This window comes from Synechocystis sp. PCC 6803 substr. PCC-P, from assembly GCF_000284455.1.
GTDB lineage: Bacteria > Cyanobacteriota > Cyanobacteriia > Cyanobacteriales > Microcystaceae > Synechocystis.
In genome coordinates this window covers 1271358-1294633 of record NC_017039.1, presented here as the reverse complement: position 1 = coordinate 1294633, position 23276 = coordinate 1271358, and the positions used below count along the sequence as shown (strand labels likewise).

General features: G+C 46.4%; 23 protein-coding genes. 11 read left to right on the top strand and 12 right to left on the bottom strand.

Annotated elements, in window-relative coordinates:
- Window positions 1–10: 10 nt before the first annotated feature.
- The 6 genes from SYNPCCP_RS06070 to SYNPCCP_RS06045 form a co-directional block, all read right to left on the bottom strand.
- The gene (locus SYNPCCP_RS06070; RefSeq protein WP_010872378.1) at window positions 11–2164 is read right to left on the bottom strand and encodes a hypothetical protein; all 2154 of its coding nucleotides are present in this window, start codon (window positions 2162–2164) and stop codon (window positions 11–13) included.
- Between the two features lie 41 nt (window positions 2165–2205).
- A complete protein-coding gene (locus SYNPCCP_RS06065) occupies window positions 2206–2742 on the bottom strand; it encodes a methyltransferase domain-containing protein (protein WP_010872377.1) in 537 nt (178 codons plus the stop codon).
- A gap of 140 nt (window positions 2743–2882) precedes the next feature.
- Window positions 2883–3347 (bottom strand): DUF29 domain-containing protein, encoded by a 465-nt coding sequence (locus tag SYNPCCP_RS06060; protein WP_010872376.1) that lies wholly within the window; start codon window positions 3345–3347, stop codon window positions 2883–2885.
- A gap of 122 nt (window positions 3348–3469) precedes the next feature.
- Complete coding sequence (locus SYNPCCP_RS06055; protein ID WP_010872375.1) at window positions 3470–3931, bottom strand: DUF29 domain-containing protein; 462 nt, start codon at window positions 3929–3931, stop codon at window positions 3470–3472.
- A 74-nt stretch (window positions 3932–4005) separates the two neighbouring features.
- Entirely contained in the window at window positions 4006–4482 is a 477-nt protein-coding gene (locus SYNPCCP_RS06050) for a DUF29 domain-containing protein (RefSeq protein ID WP_010872374.1), read from the bottom strand.
- 122 nt (window positions 4483–4604) lie between these two features.
- Window positions 4605–5066, bottom strand: coding sequence for a DUF29 domain-containing protein (locus tag SYNPCCP_RS06045; RefSeq protein ID WP_020861674.1), 462 nt, complete (start codon window positions 5064–5066; stop codon window positions 4605–4607).
- A 141-nt stretch (window positions 5067–5207) separates the two neighbouring features.
- On the opposite strand from SYNPCCP_RS06045, the gene SYNPCCP_RS06040 reads away from it, so the two are divergent.
- The 3 genes from SYNPCCP_RS06040 to SYNPCCP_RS06030 all read left to right on the top strand — a co-directional run bounded on the left by SYNPCCP_RS06040 (window position 5208) and on the right by SYNPCCP_RS06030 (window position 8694).
- Entirely contained in the window at window positions 5208–6173 is a 966-nt protein-coding gene (locus SYNPCCP_RS06040; protein ID WP_010872372.1) for a DUF362 domain-containing protein, read from the top strand.
- Window positions 6174–6449: 276 nt separating this feature from the next.
- Window positions 6450–6830, top strand: a complete 381-nt coding sequence (locus tag SYNPCCP_RS06035; protein ID WP_010872371.1) for a hypothetical protein — start codon at window positions 6450–6452, stop codon at window positions 6828–6830.
- The gene (locus SYNPCCP_RS06030) at window positions 6799–8694 is read left to right on the top strand and encodes an ABC transporter substrate-binding protein (protein WP_010872370.1); all 1896 of its coding nucleotides are present in this window, start codon (window positions 6799–6801) and stop codon (window positions 8692–8694) included. The genes SYNPCCP_RS06035 and SYNPCCP_RS06030 overlap by 32 nt, the downstream gene beginning before the upstream one ends.
- Here SYNPCCP_RS06030 and SYNPCCP_RS06025 read toward each other — a convergent pair.
- The 3 genes from SYNPCCP_RS06025 to SYNPCCP_RS06015 form a co-directional block, all read right to left on the bottom strand.
- Window positions 8660–9457, bottom strand: a complete 798-nt coding sequence (locus SYNPCCP_RS06025) for a hypothetical protein (protein WP_010872369.1) — start codon at window positions 9455–9457, stop codon at window positions 8660–8662. The genes SYNPCCP_RS06030 and SYNPCCP_RS06025 overlap by 35 nt on opposite strands.
- Window positions 9458–9618: 161 nt before the next feature.
- Window positions 9619–10902, bottom strand: a complete 1284-nt coding sequence (hemA, locus tag SYNPCCP_RS06020) for a glutamyl-tRNA reductase (RefSeq protein WP_010872368.1) — start codon at window positions 10900–10902, stop codon at window positions 9619–9621.
- A gap of 133 nt (window positions 10903–11035) precedes the next feature.
- The gene (locus SYNPCCP_RS06015) at window positions 11036–11821 is read right to left on the bottom strand and encodes an alpha/beta fold hydrolase (protein WP_010872367.1); all 786 of its coding nucleotides are present in this window, start codon (window positions 11819–11821) and stop codon (window positions 11036–11038) included.
- A gap of 38 nt (window positions 11822–11859) precedes the next feature.
- On the opposite strand from SYNPCCP_RS06015, the gene SYNPCCP_RS06010 reads away from it, so the two are divergent.
- From SYNPCCP_RS06010 to SYNPCCP_RS06000, 3 genes are read left to right on the top strand one after another with little or no spacing between them, the layout of a single operon-like run.
- Complete coding sequence (locus SYNPCCP_RS06010; RefSeq protein ID WP_010872366.1) at window positions 11860–12372, top strand: Ycf51 family protein; 513 nt, start codon at window positions 11860–11862, stop codon at window positions 12370–12372.
- Window positions 12369–14201: a signal peptide peptidase SppA gene (gene sppA / locus SYNPCCP_RS06005; RefSeq protein ID WP_010872365.1), complete on the top strand. Its 1833-nt coding sequence runs from the start codon at window positions 12369–12371 to the stop codon at window positions 14199–14201. Before SYNPCCP_RS06010 ends, sppA begins: the two co-directional genes overlap by 4 nt.
- A gap of 23 nt (window positions 14202–14224) precedes the next feature.
- Window positions 14225–14995, top strand: a complete 771-nt coding sequence (locus SYNPCCP_RS06000) for an SDR family NAD(P)-dependent oxidoreductase (RefSeq protein ID WP_010872364.1) — start codon at window positions 14225–14227, stop codon at window positions 14993–14995.
- A 24-nt stretch (window positions 14996–15019) separates the two neighbouring features.
- Here the strand turns inward: SYNPCCP_RS06000 and SYNPCCP_RS05995 are convergent, their stop codons facing one another.
- Entirely contained in the window at window positions 15020–17236 is a 2217-nt protein-coding gene (locus SYNPCCP_RS05995) for an MASE1 domain-containing protein (RefSeq protein ID WP_199303475.1), read from the bottom strand.
- Window positions 17237–17487: 251 nt separating this feature from the next.
- Here SYNPCCP_RS05995 and SYNPCCP_RS05990 point away from each other — a divergent pair, with 251 nt between their 5' ends.
- From SYNPCCP_RS05990 to SYNPCCP_RS05975, 4 genes are all read left to right on the top strand, one after another.
- Window positions 17488–18120 carry a response regulator transcription factor gene (locus SYNPCCP_RS05990; RefSeq protein WP_041425800.1) on the top strand — a complete coding sequence of 211 codons (633 nt, stop codon included), beginning with the start codon at window positions 17488–17490 and terminating at the stop codon, window positions 18118–18120.
- Between the two features lie 49 nt (window positions 18121–18169).
- Window positions 18170–18454 (top strand): DUF427 domain-containing protein, encoded by a 285-nt coding sequence (locus SYNPCCP_RS05985; RefSeq protein WP_010872361.1) that lies wholly within the window; start codon window positions 18170–18172, stop codon window positions 18452–18454.
- Window positions 18455–18579: 125 nt separating this feature from the next.
- Window positions 18580–19326: an SDR family NAD(P)-dependent oxidoreductase gene (locus tag SYNPCCP_RS05980; RefSeq protein WP_010872360.1), complete on the top strand. Its 747-nt coding sequence runs from the start codon at window positions 18580–18582 to the stop codon at window positions 19324–19326.
- Between the two features lie 78 nt (window positions 19327–19404).
- Entirely contained in the window at window positions 19405–20190 is a 786-nt protein-coding gene (locus tag SYNPCCP_RS05975; protein WP_010872359.1) for an IS5 family transposase, read from the top strand.
- A gap of 90 nt (window positions 20191–20280) precedes the next feature.
- Here SYNPCCP_RS05975 and SYNPCCP_RS05970 read toward each other — a convergent pair whose 3' ends face one another.
- Both SYNPCCP_RS05970 and SYNPCCP_RS05965 read right to left on the bottom strand, forming a co-directional pair.
- Window positions 20281–21210, bottom strand: a complete 930-nt coding sequence (locus SYNPCCP_RS05970) for a DNA adenine methylase (protein WP_010872358.1) — start codon at window positions 21208–21210, stop codon at window positions 20281–20283.
- Window positions 21211–21248: 38 nt separating this feature from the next.
- Window positions 21249–22073 (bottom strand): hypothetical protein, encoded by an 825-nt coding sequence (locus SYNPCCP_RS05965; RefSeq protein ID WP_231848054.1) that lies wholly within the window; start codon window positions 22071–22073, stop codon window positions 21249–21251.
- 240 nt (window positions 22074–22313) lie between these two features.
- Between SYNPCCP_RS05965 and SYNPCCP_RS05960 the strand changes: the two genes are divergently transcribed.
- The gene (locus tag SYNPCCP_RS05960) at window positions 22314–23192 is read left to right on the top strand and encodes a Tab2/Atab2 family RNA-binding protein (protein ID WP_010872356.1); all 879 of its coding nucleotides are present in this window, start codon (window positions 22314–22316) and stop codon (window positions 23190–23192) included.
- Window positions 23193–23276: the final 84 nt, after the last annotated feature.

Genomic DNA, 23276 nt, shown 5'->3' with positions numbered 1-23276 from the left:
ATTGATAATTTTAATCTAGATCTCCATTCCACATTCCTTCATAAGCTAGTTCTAACTCCTGAGTGAAATCTTTCGCTCTCCAAAGTTTAGATTTATACTTGCCCAAGTTCAACTCATTTTTTACTTTTTCTCTCAAACTCTTCTCTAATCCAAAACGAGTGCCCCAATAAACATATTCTTGATCATTCCAAGCGAGGCCCTCCCTAATATTTAACTGAGTCAAGAAAGTATAACTATTGCGGGACGCAAACTGTTTTCCTACCCGTGTTACTAACGGTACTTCCATCCATAACGTTTCCAACGTCGTCGTTGCACCATTGTAGGGGTAGGTATCCAACACCACATCGGCAATGCTCAGGTTAGCCCGATGGGTCATCTCATCCCCATCCTTGGGTAAAAACCGAATCCGATGAAGATCAAGCCCCATTTCCTTGGCCAACTGCTCCACCATTGCCCGAATTAACTCATTATCACCACCTCCCTTAATCAGAAACACACTATCGGGCACTGACTGCAAAATTTGTAGTTGTAACTTTAAGATATTGGGGTTCGATTTGATCTTATTCTGTACCGAAAGATAAATAACCGTATTGGGCTTAATTCCCAATTGCTCCCGACTTAACGTTGGTGTTCCCATTTCAAAACCATCCACTGCCAGATAGGTCTGGGGCAAACGCCATAATTTTTCCCGGTAATAGCCCTCGGCATCGTCAGGAACAACATAGGGATCAACAATGAAATAATCAATCGCCGGTAAACCTGATGCATCCGACCCTAACCAACTAACCTGAACAGGGGCCGGTTTGTGGGCCAACACCTGGGCCGTAATATTATGGGTCAGCACATCCAAATCTACCAAAATTTGAATTTGATCTTGCTTAATTTGCTTAATAATTTCATTTTTATCCCGACCAAAGTGATAGTATTTACTGACATTAGGATAAATCCAGTTTTCGGTTAACTCATCTTCTGGTTGTCCGATCAAATAAACAAAAATTTCAAATTTTTCCCTATCATGATACTTAAATAACCAACGGCATAGCCATCCCACTGAATGTTGCCTGAGAGTATGGGCAATATAACCAATCCGTTTTAGAGAAACTTGTTTTTTCTTAGGCAAATTTTCTTCTTGGCAAATAGTCTTATTTTGATTCTCAGTTAAATTTTGCTGAAAAATACTAGCGTTAAAATTTAAGCATCGACGATTAGATTCAGGTTCATCAAATAGGTAAAGTAGAGAAAACCCCAGTCCCCAAAAGCGGTCTCTTAAAAAATTATTTAAGACAACAGACTTTTCATTTTGTAATAAAATAAAATAATCTTTGAAAATAGAAGCTATACTTTGAACTTGTTCCCAATCATTGCCTGTCATAAAAGCAGATAATAATCTTGATGATAAATAAAAACCAAAATCAGGCTCAAAGTCTTGTTGTCTGAAAATATTTAATAGATTTCTTGCTGTTCTTAATAGAGCATCTTGATCTTTACGTAGTCCGTAAAATCGGATAAGATCATTAAGAATAAAAAGATTATTCGGAGAATATTGAAGGCAGATTTCAGCAATTTCAACACCATAACTAAAAAGTTGCTTATCATAAACCATACTATTAGCAAAAGCCATAACAGCATCACACCAAGGCAAATTGACTAAAAGTGGAATACTAGATCTTAAAAAATCAAGGGAAAGGGCAGTGGGAAACTCTAAAATTGATAGAGTGGCCCTTAATAAAAGCTCTTCTTCTTGTTGACTAATACAACCAGAATCAATAGAATTAATTAACGCAACTGTGCCTAAATAAGCCAGCTTCTCAGCCGAGAATACCTTAAGCTCACAGGCAACAACAAGTAAATTTAGATGTCCTGCCAGGTAATTGGGGACTATCTTGATTATCTGTTGCCATAATATCAACACTGTTTGTTTATCATTTTTATTAAGCTCTATGTGTTGTTCAATAAAGCCAACTAGTGAAAGCAACCCTTCATCAAAAGATGTAAAGCATTGCAACAAACCCAGCGACCAAATTTCTTCCGCTTTTTCTTCCCCTACAGAGATAAGATAATTCAATCCTAACTCCCAATATAAAATAGGGATAAAAGGATTATTTTCCAGTTCTTTTTCAAGTTCAATTATTCTTAAATCATTAACTTGCTTTTCAATTTTCATTTGTTTGATAATTTATTTAATGTTTTTTACACTCATCATAGTTACTTCAATGCAATAACATTTAAGCTTATGTAAGTATCTGCAAGCCTAATCAGACTACAGTCTTGAAATAAATCAAATTCAGTAACCCTTTCATAATTTTCAAATCCCGCCATTTCCAAATACATCCCCAAAATTTCTTCATCTAATCCCACTTTATGGACATCATAAACATCCATTTGTCCACCGAACATCATTCTCATAATGTGATGACGTTCCAGTGGATGGGAATTTGGGTGCAGATATAACCAACACAAAGTCTTCAAGTCTGGGACACTAATCATTAACTTACCCCCTATCCTAAGCACTCGGTGCCATTCCTTTAATGTACTGGTCAACTCATCGTCGATGTTGTAATAAAAATGTTCAAGGACATGGCTAGCATATATTACATCAACCGAATTGTCCTCGAACATTGATAAATTGCTGGCATTGCAAACATAATCAACCTCTGGACGATCTAAAACATCAACAATCCTCCATTCAGGGGAGACTTCTTTGCCGCCAATGTGTAACTTAATAATCTCAGTTTGAGTCATAAATCTTTAGTTATTACGAGTAAAATCATATATTCTAATATCATGCTTCAAATTTACTTAGGCGAAACGTGTCCTCAAAAAAACTTAACCTTAACAGAGTCTCTTTCCAAGACTGACCAAATGACGACCCCATTTAAAGACTACTGTGGCAACCAATCTTCATCCAGTACTTGTTCAAGGGTAGCAATGGGCTCCTCTGGAAATTTACTGAGGGGAAGTTGAGAATGTTTAGCTGCTAATTTTCTACCTTTTTTGTACCCCTCCACTAAATAGTCTCTTGCATAGTTACGTAAACTCGGATTATCCTCTAACACCTGGAGAAGCTGTAGGCGGAAATTCAAGATTTTCCTTTCCCAATGCCCTTGATTCCGGATAAATTCTGCTTGCCAGTAAACAATCAAAAGGAGATGTTCAAAAATATGATTGAGAAGACTTTGTAATTTATGTTTATCGCGCCGACTCAAATCTTCTACCTCCTCAATTAAATTTTCCCAATCTAGAGCATCCAAGTCTTGATTTTTAAGTTTAGCAACAGTTTCTAAAACCCAAAGATTGTAATCTGTCTCATAAAGATTTGTATTGGTTTTGTGGAGTTCAGCAACCATAGTGTTGACCTCGTTGATTAGTTGTAAATTTTATTCTAGCTTCTACCCAATCAATGGTAATACCATCTATAAATCGAAATGAATTATCTGGCGATCTCGCAGAGATCCGCTGCGCGGTGCGCCTAGGGCAACCAATCTTCATCCAGTACTTGTTCAAAGGTAGCAATGGGTTGTTCGGGAAAATTTTCAATCGATAAGCCCGAACTATCAGAAGCTAAACTTATGCCATTTTTGTAACATTTATCAAAAATCTCTGACAAATAAGGTTTTAGGCTTGGGCTGTCACTTAGCAATCGGTCAATTTGAAGACGAAAATTGCGAATTTCTCGCCTCCAATGGTTTCGGTTTCTTTCTTTTTCTGAATGCCAATAGCCCAACTTTAATAAATGCTCGAATAGTCTGGTTAGCAAACTAGCTAGTTTGTGCCTATCTCGCCGACTCAAGCTTAATACCTCCTCAATCAAATATTCCCAGTCTAGATTCTCTAAATCTCGGCATTGCAACTTTTGTACGGTTTCTAGAATCCAAAGATTGTAATCCGTCTCATAAAGACTTGTATTAGTTTTGCGGAGTTCGGCAACCATGCTGTTTTCCCAAATGATTAATCGTCAATCTTATTTTAGCTTCCACTCAATGAGTGGGCACACGATTTGCCTCATTATCTGGCGATCGCATAGGGCAACCAATCTTCATTCAATATTTGTTCAAGGGTAGCAATGGGTTCCTCTGGAAATGTACTGAGGGGAAGTTGAGAACGCTTAGCCGCGATCTTGCGCCCATACTGGTAACATTCTTGCCAAATTTCTTGCAAATAAACTTTGAGACTAGGACTATCTGCTAATTCATCCTCAATCAATTGACGAAAATTAATAATCTCGGCCTCCCAATGATTACGATTGTTCTGCTCCTCACTTTTCCAATAGGACAATTTTAATAAATGTTCAAATAATAACCTCAAAAGACTTTTGAGCTTTTTTTTATCCCGCCGACTCAAATCCTCTACCTCCTCAATTAAATTCTCCCAATCCAGATTATCTAAATCTTTATTTTTTAGTTTGACAACAGTTTCTAAAACCCAAAGATTGTAATCTGTCTCATAAAGATTTTGATTTGTTTTGCGGAGTTCAGCAACCATAGTGTTGACCTCGTTAATTAGTTGTAAATTTTATTCTAGCTTCTACCCAATCAATGGTAGTACCATCTATAAATCGAAATGAATTATCTGGCGATCTCGCAGAGATCCGCTACGCGGTGCGCCTAGGGCAACCAATCTTCATCCAGTACCTGCTCAAGGGTAGCAATGGGGTGTTCGGGAAAGATGCTGAGAGGAAGTTCGGATTGGTCAGCAGCCAATTCTCTCCCATCACGATAACATTTATCAAAGATGTCACTAAGATAGTTTCGTAAACTTGGACTACTTTCTAACTCTTCATTAATCTGTTTCCGGAAATTACGAATTTCTCTCCTCCAATGGCCTTCATTCCTTTGAAGCTCAGATTGCCAATATGTGAGTTTAAGAAGATGTTCACACAGTAGACGTAAAAGACTTTTAAGCTTTTTTTTGTCGCGCCGACTCAAATCCTCCACCTCCTCAATTAAATTGTCCCAATCTAGACCATCCAAGTCTCGACTTTTCAACTTGGCGACAGTTTCTAAAACCCAAAGATTGTAGTCTGTCTCATAAAGATTTGTATTGGTTTTGCGGAGTTCAGCAACCATGCAACCTTCCTCAATCATTTGTCTTAAGCTTCATTGTAGCCTTAGCAAAAATTGTCCCCAAAATTGGCATCTTGAGCCGGATGTGACTAGAATCGGGAATAGGTTTATATTCATATTTGTTTACAATCAACCTCCGCCACCATGGTCAAATCCGTTAGCTTGCTCCGGTCCCAATCCTACGAAGCGGGCAGTTTGCTGGCTTCCCTAAGAACTTTACTCGAACCCTTGGGGGGCATGGGCAACTTCGTCAAACCAGGCGATCGGGTTTTGCTGAAGCCCAATTTGTTGACTGGCAATCGGCCGGGCAGAGAATGTATTACCCGCCCCGAAGTGGTGGCCGCCGTGGCCCAACTGGTGCAGGAAGCGGGCGGTAAACCTTTCATGGGGGACAGTCCTGCGTTTGGTTCGGCTCGGGGCGTGGCAGAAAATAACGGTTACTTACCTCTGTTGCAAGCGTTAGACATTCCCATTGTGGAATTCCGAGGGGGACGCTACGCCACCGATAGTGATAGTTTTAACCATTTGCGCTTGTCCAAGGAGGCCATGGATGCGGATGTGGTGATTAACCTGCCCAAACTCAAGTCCCATGCCCAATTGACCATGACCATGGGGGTTAAAAATTTATTCGGTTGCGTCCCCGGCAAAATGAAAGCTTGGTGGCATATGGAGGCGGGCAAAGATGCGAATCGCTTTGGGGAAATGCTGGTGGAAACGGCCAAGGCGATCGCCCCGGATTTGAGTATTTTGGATGGCATTATGGCCCATGAAGGCAATGGCCCCATGCACGGCGACCCCAGGGAAGTGGGGTTATTGGCCGCTAGCCCCGACGTGTTTGCCTTGGATTTTGTTATTACCGATATTTTGCAACTAGACCCCGCTACTATTCCCACCATGGCGGCCCAGGAGCGCCTAGGACTAAATCCCACTGCGGCTGAATTGACCTTTCCCTTATCCCATCCCCGGGAGTTAGTGGTAGATAATTGGAAACTACCGGAAGTGTTGATGCCCATTGATTTTGGCCTGCCTAGGGTGTTGCGTTCCACGTTCAAACACTTTTACATTCGCTTTGTCAAAGAACCCTTACATATCTACACGGGGAAAGCCTAGTTACGGGAACTTTCGTCAAATAGGCTACATAAAGCCTACCGATCCGGCCTTAACCTGAAGATAAGACATAAAGTCAATATCACCCTCCGATTGCTAGAGGTCGCCCATTGCTTCAGTGGCGGCTTTCTTTTTAGAGTTTATTAGTCCTTTAGAAGCTGCCATGCACTGCTCGATTTGGGACGAATTTGAACTTTCTGTAATTGGTTACCAGGGGCGATCGCCGTGGTGGGGGCAGGGGTTTTGTTAAGATTCTAAAAACTTCAAATAGCGCTCCCCATGCTCATGGACTGGATTCCTTTCGAAATTCCCATTAATACGGCGATGATTGCTGGTGCTACCCTTTGGGCATTGGGGCTGTACCTAACCTGGGGCAGTGGGCGCAATTGGCTGATCGAACAGTTGCAACGGTGGTTTAATTTTGCGGAACGTTCCCTCTACACTTCCGTGGAGGAATATGAGCGCACCAAGGAAGCTCGGGAAGCCCAGAATGCTTTCTATGCTTCAGTAATGAGTATTTTGCCGTTTCTTCTCCTGGGGGCCCTCTGTAATTGGGGGGTGAAATGGGGATTGGGAGGAAGTTGGTCCATTAGCTTGGCCATATTGACGGTGTTCACAGGGGCAGTTTATGCGTTGGGGAAACAAAGTAGCAATGAGTAGGGTGGCGGGACAAAGAAAAACGGCGATCGCCAGGGAAAAAAATCCAGGCCAGCAAAATTACCTATCCGGTCGAAGTTGGGGGCAAAAATTAATCAGTGCTTTATTGTGTTGCCTTGCCCTGACGTTTTCATTGGGAGGTTGTTTTTCCCCGGAACTGAAAGACCAGGTGGTTTTTTCCGTGCTCAGTGACCCCAAAACTTTCAATGCGGTTCTGTCCCAAGAGTCCCCCAATGTTTTTGGTTATATCTACGAAGGGCTAATTAGGGAAAATCCTCTCACCGGGGAAAGAACGCCAGCCTTGGCGGAAAGTTGGGAAATATCACCGGACAATTTGACCATTACCTTTACCCTCAAGGAAGGTCTGCGTTGGTCTGACGGCAAACCCCTTACCGTAGATGATGTACTATTTTCCTATAATGATCTTTATTTAAACCCTAAAATTCCTAACAATTATCGGGACAGTTTAAAGGTAGGAGAAAGTCAAGCAGAACCGAAGATTACCAAAGTTGGCGATCGCCAGGTGGCATTTAATATTCCCGAACCCTTTGCTCCCTTTTTAGAAACAGCCCAATTTCCCATTTTGCCAGCCCATATTCTGCGGGAAACAGTGGAAAAAACCGATGAAAATGGTAATCCGTTATTTTTGAGTACCTGGGGCACCAATACCCCCCCGGACCAAATTGTGGTCAATGGTCCCTATAAATTAACCCGCTACGTTACCAGCCAACGGGTAATTTTTAGTAAAAATCCCTATTACTGGGAAAAGGGCCCCAACGGTGAGTCTTTACCCTACATCCCCAGGGTGGTGTGGGCCATTGTGGAAAGCACTGACACATCTTTGTTGCAATTTCGTTCTGGCAGTTTGGATTCCCTCGGAGTGCCACCAGAATCCTTTTCTCTGCTCAAACAGGAAGAAGAAAGGGGTAATTTTGTCATCTATAACGGCGGTCCCACCTACGCCAGTAGCTATTTAACCTTTAATCTCAACCAAGGTAAGCGCCAGGGTAAACCCCTAGTGGATCCGATTAAATCCCGGTGGTTTAATAATCTCAATTTTCGTCAGGCGATCGCCTATGGCATTGACCGGGAAAGAATGGTTAATAACATTTACCGAGGGTTGGGGGAAAAACAAAATTCCTTTATTCCTGTGCAATCTCCCTTTTTTAATCCCGATGTCAAAGTCTATAACTATGACCCAGAAAAAGCGCAAGCATTACTGAAAGCCGGGGGCTTTACCTACAACAATCAACGGCAATTATTGGATGATCGGGGTAACCGTGTCCGCTTTGTGCTTAATACCAATGCTGGCAATAAAGTGCGGGAAGCCATGGGGACCCAAATTCAAGAAGATTTGGGAAAACTTGGCATTCAAGTGGACTTTAGCCCCATTAGTTTTGGCGTGTTGGTGGACAAATTAAGCAACAGTTTGGAATGGGATGCGGTGGTTTTGGGCCTAACCGGCGGCAACGATCCCCATATACCTAATGTTTGGTATGTTAAGGGCAATTTACACATGTTTAATCAGCATCCCCAGGCCGGAGCCCAACCTTTAGAGGGACAAACAGTGGCCCCCTGGGAGCAGAACATTGCCGATTTAGCTCTTAAAGGTTCCCAAATTATTCCCCAGCAGGAACGGAGCCTAGTTTACGACCAAATGCAACTGGAAGTGCAGGAATATTTGCCCTTTATCTACTTGGTAAGTCCCTATTCCCTTTCAGCAGTGCGGAACCGCTTCTGTGGCATTGAATATTCTGCCCTAGGGGGAGCGTTCTGGAATTTGCCTTCCATCAGTTTTTGCGATAATCCACCACCACCGCCATCATCCCAAGCTAATCGTCATTTTCCTGGGACTGGGGGGGAGTAGGAGTTGGCGTTCCCATTGATGGCGTTTGATATTCCTTGATTTTCTCCTCCAGTGCTTTTAAGCGGGCCTGTAAATTTTCCAGGCGATCGCCATTGAGACGGTTTTCCTGGAGTTGTTGACTAATCAATGTATCGAACTCCCGCCGCAGGGCTTCCTGTTCGCCCATTAATTGGGCAATGGTGTCATTTTGGGCTTCAATGGTGCTTTGCAAATTTTCCAAGCGGGCTTTTTCTTCAATCACAAACGGTAAGCCGCCCTGGGATAAAAGATAAATGCCACCACCACAGAGGATCGCCCCCGCAAACATCAAACTGCCCACGATGGTGCGGAAATAGCGCTTTTGCCGCCGCCGAAATTCCGCCAATAAATCCAACGCCCCTTCACAGCCGGGTTCCAACGATAAACACTGACGCACCCGCAAATGCATTTGGTCAGCATCGGGGGCACGGTGGTGCTGTTTCCATTTCCCCAGGTAGGCTTCAGCGGAAGAGAGTAAAAACTTTGATTCCCCAGGATTAAAGGCAATGGCGTCATCTAATTCGGCAATGGCATCGTCCCAGTAGCCCAAACGCATATAACCCTGGGCCCGGGTGAAATGGTCAGCGGCTTGTTTTTGGGCCGCTTGGATTTCCTCCGGTTCAATGCCCAACTCGCTGGCGATCGCCTCCAATTCAGCGGTGGTGGGAATGCGCTGGGTGGATTGGCTTAACTCAGTCACCCGTTGGATGTAGTTTTCGATTACTCCGCTGTGGACCAATGCCATGGCCTAGTTGTCCTCGGCGCTAATGTCTTTCTCGACAATTCTAGCTTAGGAATCTGGCGGGGCTTTTGCCAGGGGCACCAAAGGGAAAAACGACTCCATGGGGAACACAGAGCCAGTTTTGGGACATTTATTGACAGTTAGCTGAAATTCATTAACAAGTTCTAACCGAATTGTTCTTCCACTTCCAAGTCAAACAGCATCTTCAGGGAGCGTAGGCATTGCTTACGGGCTTCGATATCCTGCTGGGCCCGCAGTTGCACCATGGGTTCGTGGAGAATTTTGTTGACAATGCCCCTGGTGAGGGCTTCGATTACTTCTTGATGTTTTTCGGCAAACTCGCTGCCCAGGCGGGAAAGGGCTTTTTCCAATTCCTGTTCCCGGATATCTTCCACCTTACTGCGGAGGGAACTGATGGTGGGTACCGTTTCTAGCGATCGCCACCAGAGGTCAAAGGCGGCAATTTCTTCTTCGAGTAATGCTTCAGCTTGGCGTGCCATTTGTCGGCGGCTGGCTTGGTTTTGGGCGACTACTTCTTTCAGGTCATCCACATTAAAAGCCCGCACCTGTTCCATAGCGTGGACATCAGCGGCCACGTTCCGGGGGACGGAAATATCCACTAACATCAAGCTTTTGCGGTTGATCACACAGCCAGTCAAATTCTCGCAGTTTAAAATTGGTTCCGTGGCCCCAGTGCTGGTAAAGACAATATCCCCAGCGGCGATCGCCGTAAACATATCCGTCAGGGGACAAAGGGTTAACTGGGCTTGGGGGAATTGGTTGGCTAAATCCTGGGAACGACGTTGGGAGCGGTTAACAATGGTGATGTCCGTGGCTCCTTTAGCTAATAGATGTTTCACCAACAGACAGGCCATTTTACCAGCCCCGATGATGACAGTTTTTTGGCTCGATAAATCCACTTGACGATGGACTAACTCCACAGCGGCGGAACTGATGGACACGGCTCCTGTACCAATATCCGTTTCGGTTCTGACCCGACGACCGGCGGTAATGGCCTGTTTAAATAGGCGATCGAGCAGACGACCCACCCCTTTATATTTTTGCCCCAACTTATGGGTAGTACGCACCTGAGCCAGGATTTGTCCTTCTCCGAGCACCAAACTTTCCAGCCCAGCGGCCACCCGCATCAAATGGCGCACCGCATCTTCGTGGAGGAGGGTAAACAAATAACGCCGTAGGGTTGCCAGGGGAATATTGCCAGTTTCAGAAAGGAATTGGGTAATTTCCACCACTCCCTTTTCTGTGTCCGTCACCACCGCGTAAATTTCCAGGCGGTTACAAGTACTAATGACAGTGACTTCTTCGATGTGGGGATAACTCCGCAGATGGGTTAGCGCTTCTTCCAACTTAGCTTCTTGGATGCTGAGTTTTTCGCGAATTTCCACCGGGGCTGTCTTATGGCTCAGTCCCACAACGGCAATATTCATGGGTTCTCCTAAAGGATTCTCTAATAAGGTGGTGGTCGCAGAAATTACGACGTTTTTTGTTAAACAAGTTTCTCTAATCTTTGCAATGTAGTCCGAATGGCAGACCACAATCAAGGGTCCATCCCGCCGGGGCTCATGAATTTTTGTTAAGCAAAACTAGCTCCGGTAACCATTGGGCGGCTTGCAAAATCTTTTGTAGGGATAATTCTTTTTCTAGCAAACAGGCGTGGCCGCTGTGGGGCAATATTTTCACCATGGCTTTGGGAAGATGCCTCTGCAACTTATGGGCTTCTTCCACGGAAGGCAGTAGTAAATCCCGACCACTGGCCAGAATTAAACTGGGGGAGCTGATTTTTCCCAAATCTAATTCCTGTTGGTTGAAATTTTGCAATAGGGCTAACCGTTGGGCCACGATCGCCGGGGGAATGGAGCGCATGGCATTGAGCAACTGACGTCGATCCTGGGGCTGTAACCGTTCTACAGCGGCTAAAAAGGGCAGTCCGGTGAGGGTAGTGACCGTTTGTAGGGCATTGGGTAACCACTGATGGAAGGGAATGCCCCACTGTAACCAAGGGCGACGGTCAAAGGCAGTGGCGGGATTAACCAAAATTAATTTGGCTACCTCCTGGGGGTACAGACAACTATAAGCCAGGGCTAGGCATCCCCCGAAGGATTCCCCACAGAGGTACAGGGGTAATGTTAATCCCTGCTGTTGGTGAATTAATTGGTGCAGGGCCTTGGCGATCGCCGACCAATCATCCGGAAGGGGCCCCGGAGTTAGGCGCAGAGCCAGTAGGTTAAAGTGCTCAACCAACTCCAGTCGTTGCCGATAAAATAATTTGCCCGTACCATCCAACCCCGGCAAATAAAGCAGACTTGCCCTGCGGCGATCGGGGGGATGAAGATTAACTAACTGCATTTTCTGTTAGATTTGTTGACGTAATTCTCTCCCTACCTATGGACGTTACCATTTATCTCCGTTGGTCCGCCTACGCTACCATCGCCAGTTTTATCTTTATGGTACTGGCCTTTGTTTTTCGTTGGGGGTTCCGCTTTCGCCTGGTGGGGGTGACGAGCTTTATGACAGTTTTAACGATAGGCATTTTTGGCCTGGGTTTGGGCATGTTCGACCGCCCCACGGTGGAAGGCTCAGTGAAGTTCAATCGGGTGTACGACAATGGTGCTAACCAAATTGTCATCAGTGTGCCGGTGACAGTGTCCGCTACGGAAGTGGAAGCCACCCTCAAACAGGCCGCCAATAATTACTTTTCCCTGGGCCGCATTTCCACCGACGGCAAAGAACAAATGGTGATCCGGGCCCGAACCCTGATTCATCCCCAGCCTGGCCTAACTAAACCCCTCTATTTAGGCTCTGCTTACCGCACCCTGGGCACCAAAGAAAACGATCAGATTGAGATTAAACTTGACCGCAAAGCCCTCCGGGAATTAGAGCGCAACCAGGCCGCATGAAGAACTTTTTCCAACAAATGGTGGCTAGTTTCTTCGGAACATTGGCCGCCATTGTGGTTTTGCTTAGCCTTGGGGCCACTGGCTTGGTGTTGCTGTTCATACTGGTTTCGGCTGAGGCAGATCCAGTGCTAGAGGAAAAAACAGCCCTCATTCTCGACCTAGCGATCCCCATCCAAGATACCAGCCCTACTCTCAGTCTACAACAGAGTTTACTGGGTAATCAGGAAGAAATATTACCCCTGCGGACGGTGGTTAATGCCATTGAAAAGGCCGCCGAAGATGACCGCATTGTGGCCCTATTAATTGATGGTCGCCGCAGTAACCAAGTGGACGGTTACGCCAATTTAAGTGAAGTGCAACAGGCCCTAATTAAATTCAAACAATCGGGCAAAAAAATTGTTGCCTATGGTCTCAACTACAGCGAACTAGGCTACTATTTAGCTGCCACTGCCGATACCATTTTAATTAACCCCATGGGGGGAGTGGAAATAAATGGACTAGGGGCCCAGCCAATCTTTTTTACCGGGGCGTTGGCCAAGGCTGGCATTGGGGTGCAGACCCTACGGGTAGGCAGTTACAAGGGAGCCGTTGAACCCTATACCAGGGAAAATCTCAGCCCAGAAAATCGCCAACAACAACAGCTTTTGCTAAATCAAATTTGGCAAATTTATTTAACCAGTGTTGCTAATAATCGTTCCTTAACGGTGCCCCAACTCCAGGCGATCGCCAGTGACCAAGGGCTGCTCTTTGCTGACATCGCCCTAAGGGAAAAATTAGTAGACAAGGTGACCTATTGGGATGAAGTTTTGGCCGAGTTGAAACAGGCGGGAGTTTGGATTAATGACCCCGAGAAAATAGAAGAGCAGGAGGAAGATAAAGAGTTTAGAAAAATTAGTTTGGCCGAGTACCATCGCCTACAAAACTGGGAAACCGAAAACCACGACCAAGACCCTAAAATCGCCATTGTTTACCTCGAAGGCTCCATTGTTAATGGTCGGGGCACCTGGGAAAACATTGGTGGCGATCGTTATGGGGAACTATTGCGAACTATTCGCCAGGATGACGACATTAAAGCGGTGGTGCTGAGAATTAATAGTCCCGGTGGCAGTGCTAGTGCGGCGGATATTATCTGGCGGGAAGTGGAACTTTTACAGGCTCAAAAACCAGTGATTATTTCCATGGGCAATGTGGCAGCTTCTGGTGGTTATTGGATTGCCACCGCTGGGGAAAAAATTGTTGCCCAACCCAACACCGTCACCGGTTCCATTGGGGTTTTTAGCATTCTTTTCAACGTGGAAAATTTAGGCGATCGCCTGGGGTTAAACTGGGACGAAGTGGCCACGGGGGAACTAGCCAATGTGGGCTCCAGCATTAAACCTAAAACTGAGTTGGAGTTGGCCATTTTTCAACGGTCGGTGGATCAGGTTTACGAGATCTTTTTAGATAAGGTGGGTAGGGCCCGCAATTTATCTCCTACCGCTTTGGACTCCGTGGCCCAGGGCAGGGTTTGGACAGGATTGGCAGCACAAAAAGTGGGGCTAGTAGATCAACTGGGGGGATTGCAAACGGCTGTGAACCTAGCAGCGGCCCAAGCAGAATTAGGGGAGCAATGGCAGGTAAAGGAATACCCCACTCCCAGGGGATTAAATTCCCTCCTCTGGAACAATCTCATCCATGGTCTCACTGAAACTAACTCCGTGGTTCTACCGCCATTTTTGCGAACTAATTGGCAACAGTTGGAGCGGGAATGGGCAGAGTTGGCCCAATTTAATGATCCCCAAGGCATTTACGCCCGCTTGCCCTTTTCCTGGCATTTTCTTAATCCTTAACCATTTTTTTGTGGGCTAAAACCATGGCAAATCAGAATTTTCCAGCCCAAAATCATCCCCAAACGGTGGTCATAGTGGGGGCATCCGGGGGCATTGGTTTAGGCTTTGTCCGTTACTTTTTAGAACAAGTACCTTTCCCCGTCAAAATTTGGGCCACCTACCGTCAGGCGATCGCCGAGTTAGACCATTTAGCCAAGGAAAATCCTGATCGTTTAACCCTAGTGCCGTTGGATATCACTGAAGAGAGCCAGATTGCACAATTTAGCCAGCAATTAGGCAAAACTGAAGTCAATTGGCTAATTAATTGTGTGGGCATTCTCCATGTAGAAGATAACCCACCGGAAAAAAGTCTGCGCCATTTACAACCATCCCAATTACAGCAATATTTTGCCGTTAACAGCATTGGCCCAGTGTTGTTAGCCAAACATTTTTTACCCCATTTGCGCCATGCTTCCCCCAGTGTTTTTGCCACCATTTCCGCTAAAGTGGGCAGTATTGGGGATAACCAGTTGGGAGGATGGTACGGTTATCGAGCTTCTAAGGCGGCGCTGAATATGTTGCTCAAAAATACGGCGATCGAATATCGCAGAGTTGCGCCCCAATGTGCGGTAATTTTGCTCCACCCCGGCACCACTGATACGTCATTGTCCCAACCATTTCAGAAAAATGTCCCCCCAGAAAAGCTTTTCACAGTGGAACTTACTGTTAAGCAATTAATGGCGATTTTATTGCAAGTAAAACCGGAAAACAGCGGCACTTTCTATAGTTGGGATGGCACAATTTTGCCGTGGTAATTTGTCAGTAAAAGATCCAAATAACTAAACAGCTAACGGGAGGGTAAACCAAAAATGGGATCCTTGCCCCGGACTGCTGGTAACGCCGATGTGGCCACCGTGGGCTTCAACAATTTGCCGGGACTGATAACAACCCAAACCAATGCCGGTTAGCCGTTGATTGTGGCGGTTGCGTAAATAGAGCCGGAAAAGGTGCTCACATTGGTCCTTGGCCATGCCTTTACCGTTGTCGCTGAGGGTAAAACGCACCATATTACCTTCGAGTTGGGCCGCCAGAGTGAGGGTAATACCAGGGGGATTGTGGTTGAGGGCGTTGCCCAAAAGGTTGTCGAATACCTGCTTGATGTAGTGGGGGTCTCCCTGGAGAGGAGACAGGGTCTCATCACATTTCAAGTTCAAAACTACCTGATGTTGTTCACAGGCCGATCGCCATTGGTGACAAATTTGTTGCAAAAAAGGCTGGAGCGGCAAGGCTTGGGGCGCAAGTTGGAGGGGACGACATTCGGCGGTTTGTTCTTCACAGAGGGCATTGAGAAGGGTTAACTGGCGATCGCCACTGCGGATCAGGCTGTCTAGGAGATGGCGGGGCAGGGTCAAGGCTTCCCCCTCTGTGGTTGATAAATTTTTTAGCACCATCAATAAACCCATCACCGAAGTACGCAAATCGTGGGAAATGGCTTGGACAAAGAGAGCTTTCATCTGCTGGAGATCCTGGAGTTCCACCATTTTGTCCTCTAGCTGGGCGGTGCGTTCCCCCACTTGCTTTTCCAAATTGGTATTCAGCGTTTGCACCCGTTGGTAAAGCTGGGCCTGTTGAATGGCGATCGCCACTTGGGTGGCCAATTGTTCCAGTAAGCGCACCTCGGCCTTTTGCCAATGGCGGGGCTGTTGACAATGATGGACCACAATCATACCCAACCTGCCGTCCAACGTAGCGAGGGGAATGGCCAGCAAGCTTTTCACCTGATAACGTAAAAAACTCCGCCGCAGTGGGTCTCCCTTGGGCAATTGGTCAGGATGATGGACCACCATTGCTTCGGTGGGAATGGTTTTAACGATCATTTCCTCGGGGTTTGGGGAAGCCGCAATCTGGGAGTTGAGAGAAGTTTTGTAAGCGGGACCACAGGATTCGGCCACCACTGCCAACGGACTATTCCCCTGCAAAAGAGCGATATAAACCCGGTCGGTCTGGAGCAAATGGCGTACCTCCGTCACCGTAGTTTGAAAAATGGTGCCCAAATGTAGCGATTGCCGCACCCGTAGGGCCACCTCCGCCAAAAGCCGTTCCCGTTCCCAACTGCCCCGCAATTGTTCTTCGGTGCGACGTCTTTCCCTCACCGCCACCGATAGCAATAGACTGGTGGTGCCTAAAACCAAAAAGAACATCTGCAGGAGAATCATTGCTCCGCTTTGGTCGGCACTTTGCACGTTAAAAGAGCCATTGCCCTGCACCGTAGCGGTGATCGCCAGGAGAGCCAAACCTGAAGTGGAGAGGATTCCCCCCCAGATTGGAAAACGAATGCTGGCCCAAACCACAATGGGAAAGGGTAAATATTCCAACCACTGGGTATAGATAGCTCCCCGGTCCGCCAAGGGAATGAGGTCATCCCCAGCAAAAATTAGCCAGGCTAACATCAACAAAAGGCCAGCGCAAACTAAGGCTTCCACCAATTGGAGTCGCTCCATCCGGGCTGACCAGGGCCAACTCCAGCGGCCATATCTAAGCTTGAACAGCAGAGGAGCGGCCAGCAAAATTCCGGTGGCACTGCCCAACCAGGCCAAAGATCCTGTCCACCAAATACGACCATCCCCCTGCCAGAGAGATAGCAAAAGCGCGGCGATCGCCGTCAGAGTGGCCCCCAGCCCCACCCCCGCCAGCAAAAAGACCATGCCATCTTGGAGTCGTTGACCCTGGGGAGAAAACTCCAGCATTTTTAGTCCCCGACCGGCCATCAGCACCACCGCCGTGCTAATCATCCCTAGGGCCAATGCCAGAGGTGGATCTCCCTGCACTACCATGGGGGCAATGGTTAAACCCAGAGCAAGGGCGATAATGTTCGTTCCCTGCCACCACAGCGCCAGCGCCATACCCTGCCCCAACCCCAAACTAAGCCATTGTTGTCCACGGCCCAACATTCCGTAGGCTAAGGCAGTGCATAGGCCCAGGGCGATCGCCAATGCCAAAGAAGGCAAAGCGGTGACCAGCCTCCGGCGTAAGGACTTGGGTAAGTAGATCAGCATCAATGGAAAGTCTGACAATGGGCGACGGGGCACACCGTTTTATTCTTAAAAGTGGTCGATATTCTTTCCCCCCCATGGGGATAATGCAACAGCGGGCGAACCCCCTTTTTGCATCGGCACCCTTACCGTGATAGTAATCACCGATGAAGTACAAAGAATTGCTAAGCACTGTAGATTACTATCTCAACTTTGCCTAAACTGGAATGGATTTTACTTCCCCCCATAGGGTGAAAATCGAGCCTTGCCTGCCTATGAAAATTTTGATCGTTGAAGATGATCCATTGATGCAATTAGGTTTGGAGCAAGCCTTGGGGGCCCATGAGCGCTTTGAAATTATTGGTCGAGTGGATAACGGCTATGGTGCTGTGCAACAGGCAGCGGTCCTCAACCCGGACTTGATCGTGATGGACATTGGCTTGCCTGGACTTGATGGCATTGAAGCCACCAAACAAATCAAGCAAACTTCCCCCCAGATCCACATTGTAGTGTTGACTTCCCACACCCTGCCCAACGAGATTATTGCTGCCCTATCCAGTGGGGCCGATGCTTACTGCGTTAAAGGAGCCACCCTAGAGCGTTTAATTTTGGCGATCGCCGCCGCCCAGGATGGAGCCACCTACCTAGACCCCCAAATTGCCCGGGTGGTGGTGGAAAACCTCAAGCCCCCCGTGCCGGAAGGCCAAGCCGACGTGTCTAGCCTTTCGGAAAGGGAAATTGACGTGCTGAAATTAATTGTGGAAGGAAAAAGTAACCAAGAAATCGCCCAAACTTTATATCTAAGCACCAACACAATTAAAACTCATGTACGGGGCATCATGAATAAGCTGTCCGTTGATGACCGGGTTCAAGCTGCCGTCATTGCCCTCCGTTCCGGTTTGGTTTGATTGCAGAAGGGGCTATAATCCAAGGCGTTTACTTTACCCGTCCTAAACCATGGCCAAAGCAATCTGGAATGGGGTCGTCCTCGCCGAGAGTGACCAGTGTGAAATGGTGGAGGGCAACTACTATTTTCCCCCCGACAGCATCCATCCCCAGTATTTCCAGCCCAGTAACACCCACACCGTTTGCGGTTGGAAAGGCACCGCCAGTTACTACACCGTAGTGGTGGATGGCCAGGAGAACCCGGATGCGGCTTGGTATTACCCCGATCCCAAACCCAGGGCGGAAAATATTAAGGGCTACATCGCTTTTTGGCGGGGTGTAAAGGTTGAAGCCTGAATTTTTTTGTAATTATGGGCAATGATTTCGACTACATCGCCATAAAAAATGGTAATTTTGTTTTATTGTATCTCCACCCGACTAAGTTTGTAATCGCCCAAGGCTCAGGAATTTAACTAACTACGATGGAATTAACTGGAAAAACAGCCCTGGTCACCGGGGGAGGCATAAGGGTTGGTCGGGCCCTAGTTATGGCCCTGGCGGAAGCCGGTTGTAACGTCTTTATTCACTACGGTAATTCCCAGACCGGAGCCCTAGAGGTTCAGCAAGAAGTGGAAGCATTGGGTAGGAAAGCTTTTACCTACTCCGCCGATTTGAGCGATGCCCAGGCCACCCAAGGAATTATTCCCAAAGCCCAGGAAGTCTTTGGCCAGGTGGATATTCTGATCAACAGTGCCTCGGTTTTTCCCCTAGAAGATAAATTCTTTCAAGTGGATCTCGACCTGTGGGAATGGATTTTTGCCGTTAATCTCCGGGCCCCCTTTCAGTTGTCCCAGGCCTTTGCTCAACAAGTAGCCGGCGATCGCCAAGGAAAAATTATTAACATTAACGATGCCCGCATTCCCCGACCAAGGCCAGACCATTTTGTTTACCGTCTTACCAAACGGGGTTTGTGGGATATGACGGAAATTTTAGCCCTGGAATTGGCCCCCAATATCACCGTTAATGGCCTCGCCCTAGGACAGATTTTAGAAGCTCCGGAAGCGCCGGACCCGGAAGAGTTTATGCGGGATTATGCAGAGCGACGTATTCCTTTAAAAATGACCGGCAATCCCAAAGTAGTCACTGATGCGGCCCTATATTTGCTACAACAGGATTTTCTGAGTGGCACCACCATTCGTTTAGATGGAGCAGAATATTTGAAGTTTTAGCTATTACCTAAGAGCGTGTTTGAAAAGTAGGGTGAAGAATGGAAAATGGTGAAAAGAATAAAATTTTCACCATAATTAATGATAATTCGAGAATTTTACAGCACGGACATCACTGATAGCCAGTGGCAATTGGTAGAACCCCATTTACCCAAAGCAAAAACTGGGGGAAGAAAACGGAAAACTAGTCTGCGGGAGATACTCAATGCCATTTTTTACATGCTCAGAACGGGGTGTGCCTGGCGACTTCTACCCCATGATTTCCCTAAATGGCGAACGGTCTATGGTTATTTCCAGCAATGGCACGAAGATGGTACCTGGAGAAAATTAAACCGTATCTTCCGTGAGAAGGTTCGACTCAAAGCTGGAAGAAATACTCACCCTAGTGCTGGTTGTTTAGATTCACAGTCACTTAAAAAGGCTGGAACTGGCCAAGAAACTGGCTATGACGGCGGAAAAAAGGTCAATGGTCGTAAACGTACAATCCTCGTGGATACCATGGGATTACTTCTCGATGTTGTCGTCCATGGTGCCCATCGCTCCGACCATCAGGGTCTGATTCTACTTGCTACCTGGTTTGCTCCCCTTTGGCAGTGCCTGCAAGTTATATGGACTGACAGCACCTTTGGCGGAAAGGATTTTATCTATTGGGTGGAGCATACTTTTGGTTGGAATTTGAATGTCGTCAGCAAAAAGCAGGGACAAAAAGGTTTTGAAGTCTTACCCCGCCGTTGGGTAGTCGAGCGCACCTTTGCTTGGTTTGGACGCTATCGTCGTTTAAGCAAGGATTATGAATATTTACCTACCACCAGTGAGACAATGATTCATGTTGCCATGCTCCATCTCATGCTTCAAAGGCTTGCTTAAAACTTTTCAAACACTTTCTAAGACTTTGTTGGCATAATTTTAGTTTGTTCCCTCAATTAGCCTACTAAAAAAATCCCAACAGCGTACTAATCAGCGATGGTAATTCACAACCAATATTTCTTTAATTGCACCTCTTTTGTCAGCCTGACTGTTAATCATACGGAGGGCATCGATCCGAGCAATTTGAAAACCCCGATATAAATCATCAAAAAAGTTATCGTCGCTATTAATATTTTTCGGATCGGAATTGCTCAACATCAACTTAGCGTTTTTGTTATTGAGTGATTGGTAATATTCAGCTAACCTCAATTGCTCATTATCATTGAAGTTCGCTTTACCATAGGAGTTAAAGCTGGAGGTTTTATTTAAGGGACGATAGGGCGGGTCAAAATAAACAAAGGTGGATGCATCAATGAAGTTATTACTCGAAGTAAAATCACCAAATCTTATTTCTGTTCTGGCAAGTAAGTTGGCTACTAACTTAAGATTCTCAGCATCGCAAATCTTAGGATTTTTATAATCCCCAAAGGGTACATTAAATTCTCCTTTAGAGTTAACTCGAAATAAGCCGTTAAAACAGGTACGATTTAAAAATATAAGCAGACCAGTTTGCTCTATCCACAATTTACTAAATTTTTCTAAATTTATTCCGGTAACATTCTGGTTGAATTTTAGTCTTTGCTGATAAAAAAAATCTTTTCTTTCATCTTGGTTGAAACAATAATACTTCTGCTGTAGCCGTCTTAAAAAATCAATTAAATCATCAACATTTTGTTGAATAGTCTGATAAGCCAAAACTAACTGCTGATTGCAGTCGGAGATAAAGAATTTTTCTATCTGGGGATAATTTTGGGCAACATGAAAGTACAAAGCCCCGCCACCAATAAAAGGCTCAGCATACTTAGTTAACTGACCAGTGGTGATTTCTAAGGGGAAGCAATTAACCAATTGTTCAATTAACTTTCCCTTACCTCCAGCCCATTTCAGAAAGGGTTTGGCAATAGCTTGTTTAATTTTCACATTCTCCGACTGATTTTTTCATCGCTGTTACAGTTTCCCTAGGGAACAACGGCCAAACGCTGGGTAACCAATACCATGCCTTCAGGAGTAACTAGTAGGGCAGACAACCACTGGGGATCATTACCGGCGATCGCCCGTTTGAATAGCCCACCAGCCTGTAACAATTCCAATTTCACCTGGGAAGGATCAACGTAGTTATTAGGATCTATTTTTTGACTAAAAGCTGTGCCCGCCAGGAGGTCATCACCAATGGGTTGACGCAGGACAACATCGAAATCAAATTCTTGGCCCGCCTGCACTTGCTGAGGCAAATTAACGTCCACTTCCGGTGGATTGTCCCCGGCGGTGAGGGTCATTTTTTCCGTTAACACTTCCTGGCGTACCAATTTATTTTGCACAAAGGTTTGGCGGGAGGTAATTTGTCCATTCAATTGGGCGGTGCGACCCAGCCAAGGCCGTTCCCCCTGAATGGTGGTCAAAGTTTCCACCACCACTGCTTGCCCATCCTGTTTCCAGTTTTTCAGTTCGGTGCTGTAGGTCAAATTGCCATATGTTTCCCAAAGCTGTTGCAGAGTCGTTTCCATTTGGGCAAAGGTCAGACCGTCACTGTTGCTAAATTCAGGGCTGTAAATTTCCCCCAGGCGATCAGTATTGTGTTGGTTGGCCACCGCATCAAATTGTTCAATTAAAGCCCGCACTTGACGTTCAGTTACATTCCCCTGGGCAATGGTGGCGGCATTGAGGGGCAATGATCCCAACGCCATTAGACCGACACCCCAACCAAAAGCCATTAACCAACGGGCTGGGAAGAAGCGATGAGAAGAACGGCTAAGGCGGGTAAATCCTTGGGGCTGGGAAATCATATTTTGGTCAAATTTTAGGGCGGTGGAAGATGGATGGCGGTGTGACCGGATTAGCCATGGAGAGGTTAGCGGAGATGGCACCGTGTTTCCAGGATATCTTAAGCCCAGGGGCTTTTGGCTGACAATGGCGATGGCCAGTTCTTTCTCTTGGCCGGGGCAGGATGATAACCCAAGGACAATTGCTTGATAGGATAGCGATTAGCCCTTTTGGGCTGGCTTTGACAAATATTTAATTAATATATGGGCGTTACCTGGGAATTGGATTTTTATTCACGGCCGTTGTTGGACGACGAGGAAAAAAAGGTGTGGGAAGTACTAATTTGTGAGTCTCCCCAATCCGTGCAGCAGTTACCAGGAGATTTGTTCCGCTACAGCCAATATTGTCCCAGTTCTACCGTTAATTCCGTTTGGCTCCGGCAGGCCATCGAAGCGGCGATCGCCGAGGCGGGTCAGATGCCTCAAAAGATCCGCTTTTTCCGGCGGCAGATGAATAACATGATCAGCAAAGCCTGTGAAGAAGCTGGTATTCCCCCGGCCCCCAGTCGTCGCACCTATGTACTGGAACAATGGTTAGGCGATCGCCTGGAGAATTTTTATCCCCAACAACCGGGCTATGACCCGAAGTTAGCTTCGTCCACATCCGTACAATATCCAGAACTTAATGCCATTGCCTTGCCCGATGCAGTGAGAGGCGATCGAGGGGACCAGTGGGCCTTGGTGAGTTTGGCCGCGGCTGATTTTAATGATTTACCGGATTGGGAGATTAGCTTTGGGGAAAGTTTTCCCCTCTCCTCGTACAATCTTTCCCCCGACAGTCGCATTCCTGGTTTGATTCTCTTTTCCCCCAGGGCTTTACCCTTTGCCGCTTGGTTATCGGGGTTGGAATTGGGCTATTTGCAATACAACACTGACCCCCGCCCTATTATGCGGTTGGAAACCGGAGCCAGTGATAGTTGGATTGTGGCCAACGTCACCGATAAAACCAGTGAACAGGAAGCTCAGGGCTTTGAACAGACAAAAAAATTGGCCCAGGGCATTCACTTTTTAGCCATCCAAACCAGCCCTGACAGTGAAACCTTTGCTGGTTTTTGGTTATTGCAGGAAACTGGACAAGTTTAGGGCCTTTCCCAAAAGCGTTCCTAATCTGCAAGTTTCGGTAAAAGTTCCCCATTATTGCTTGAGTGGGCTGATTCGAGCCCGGAA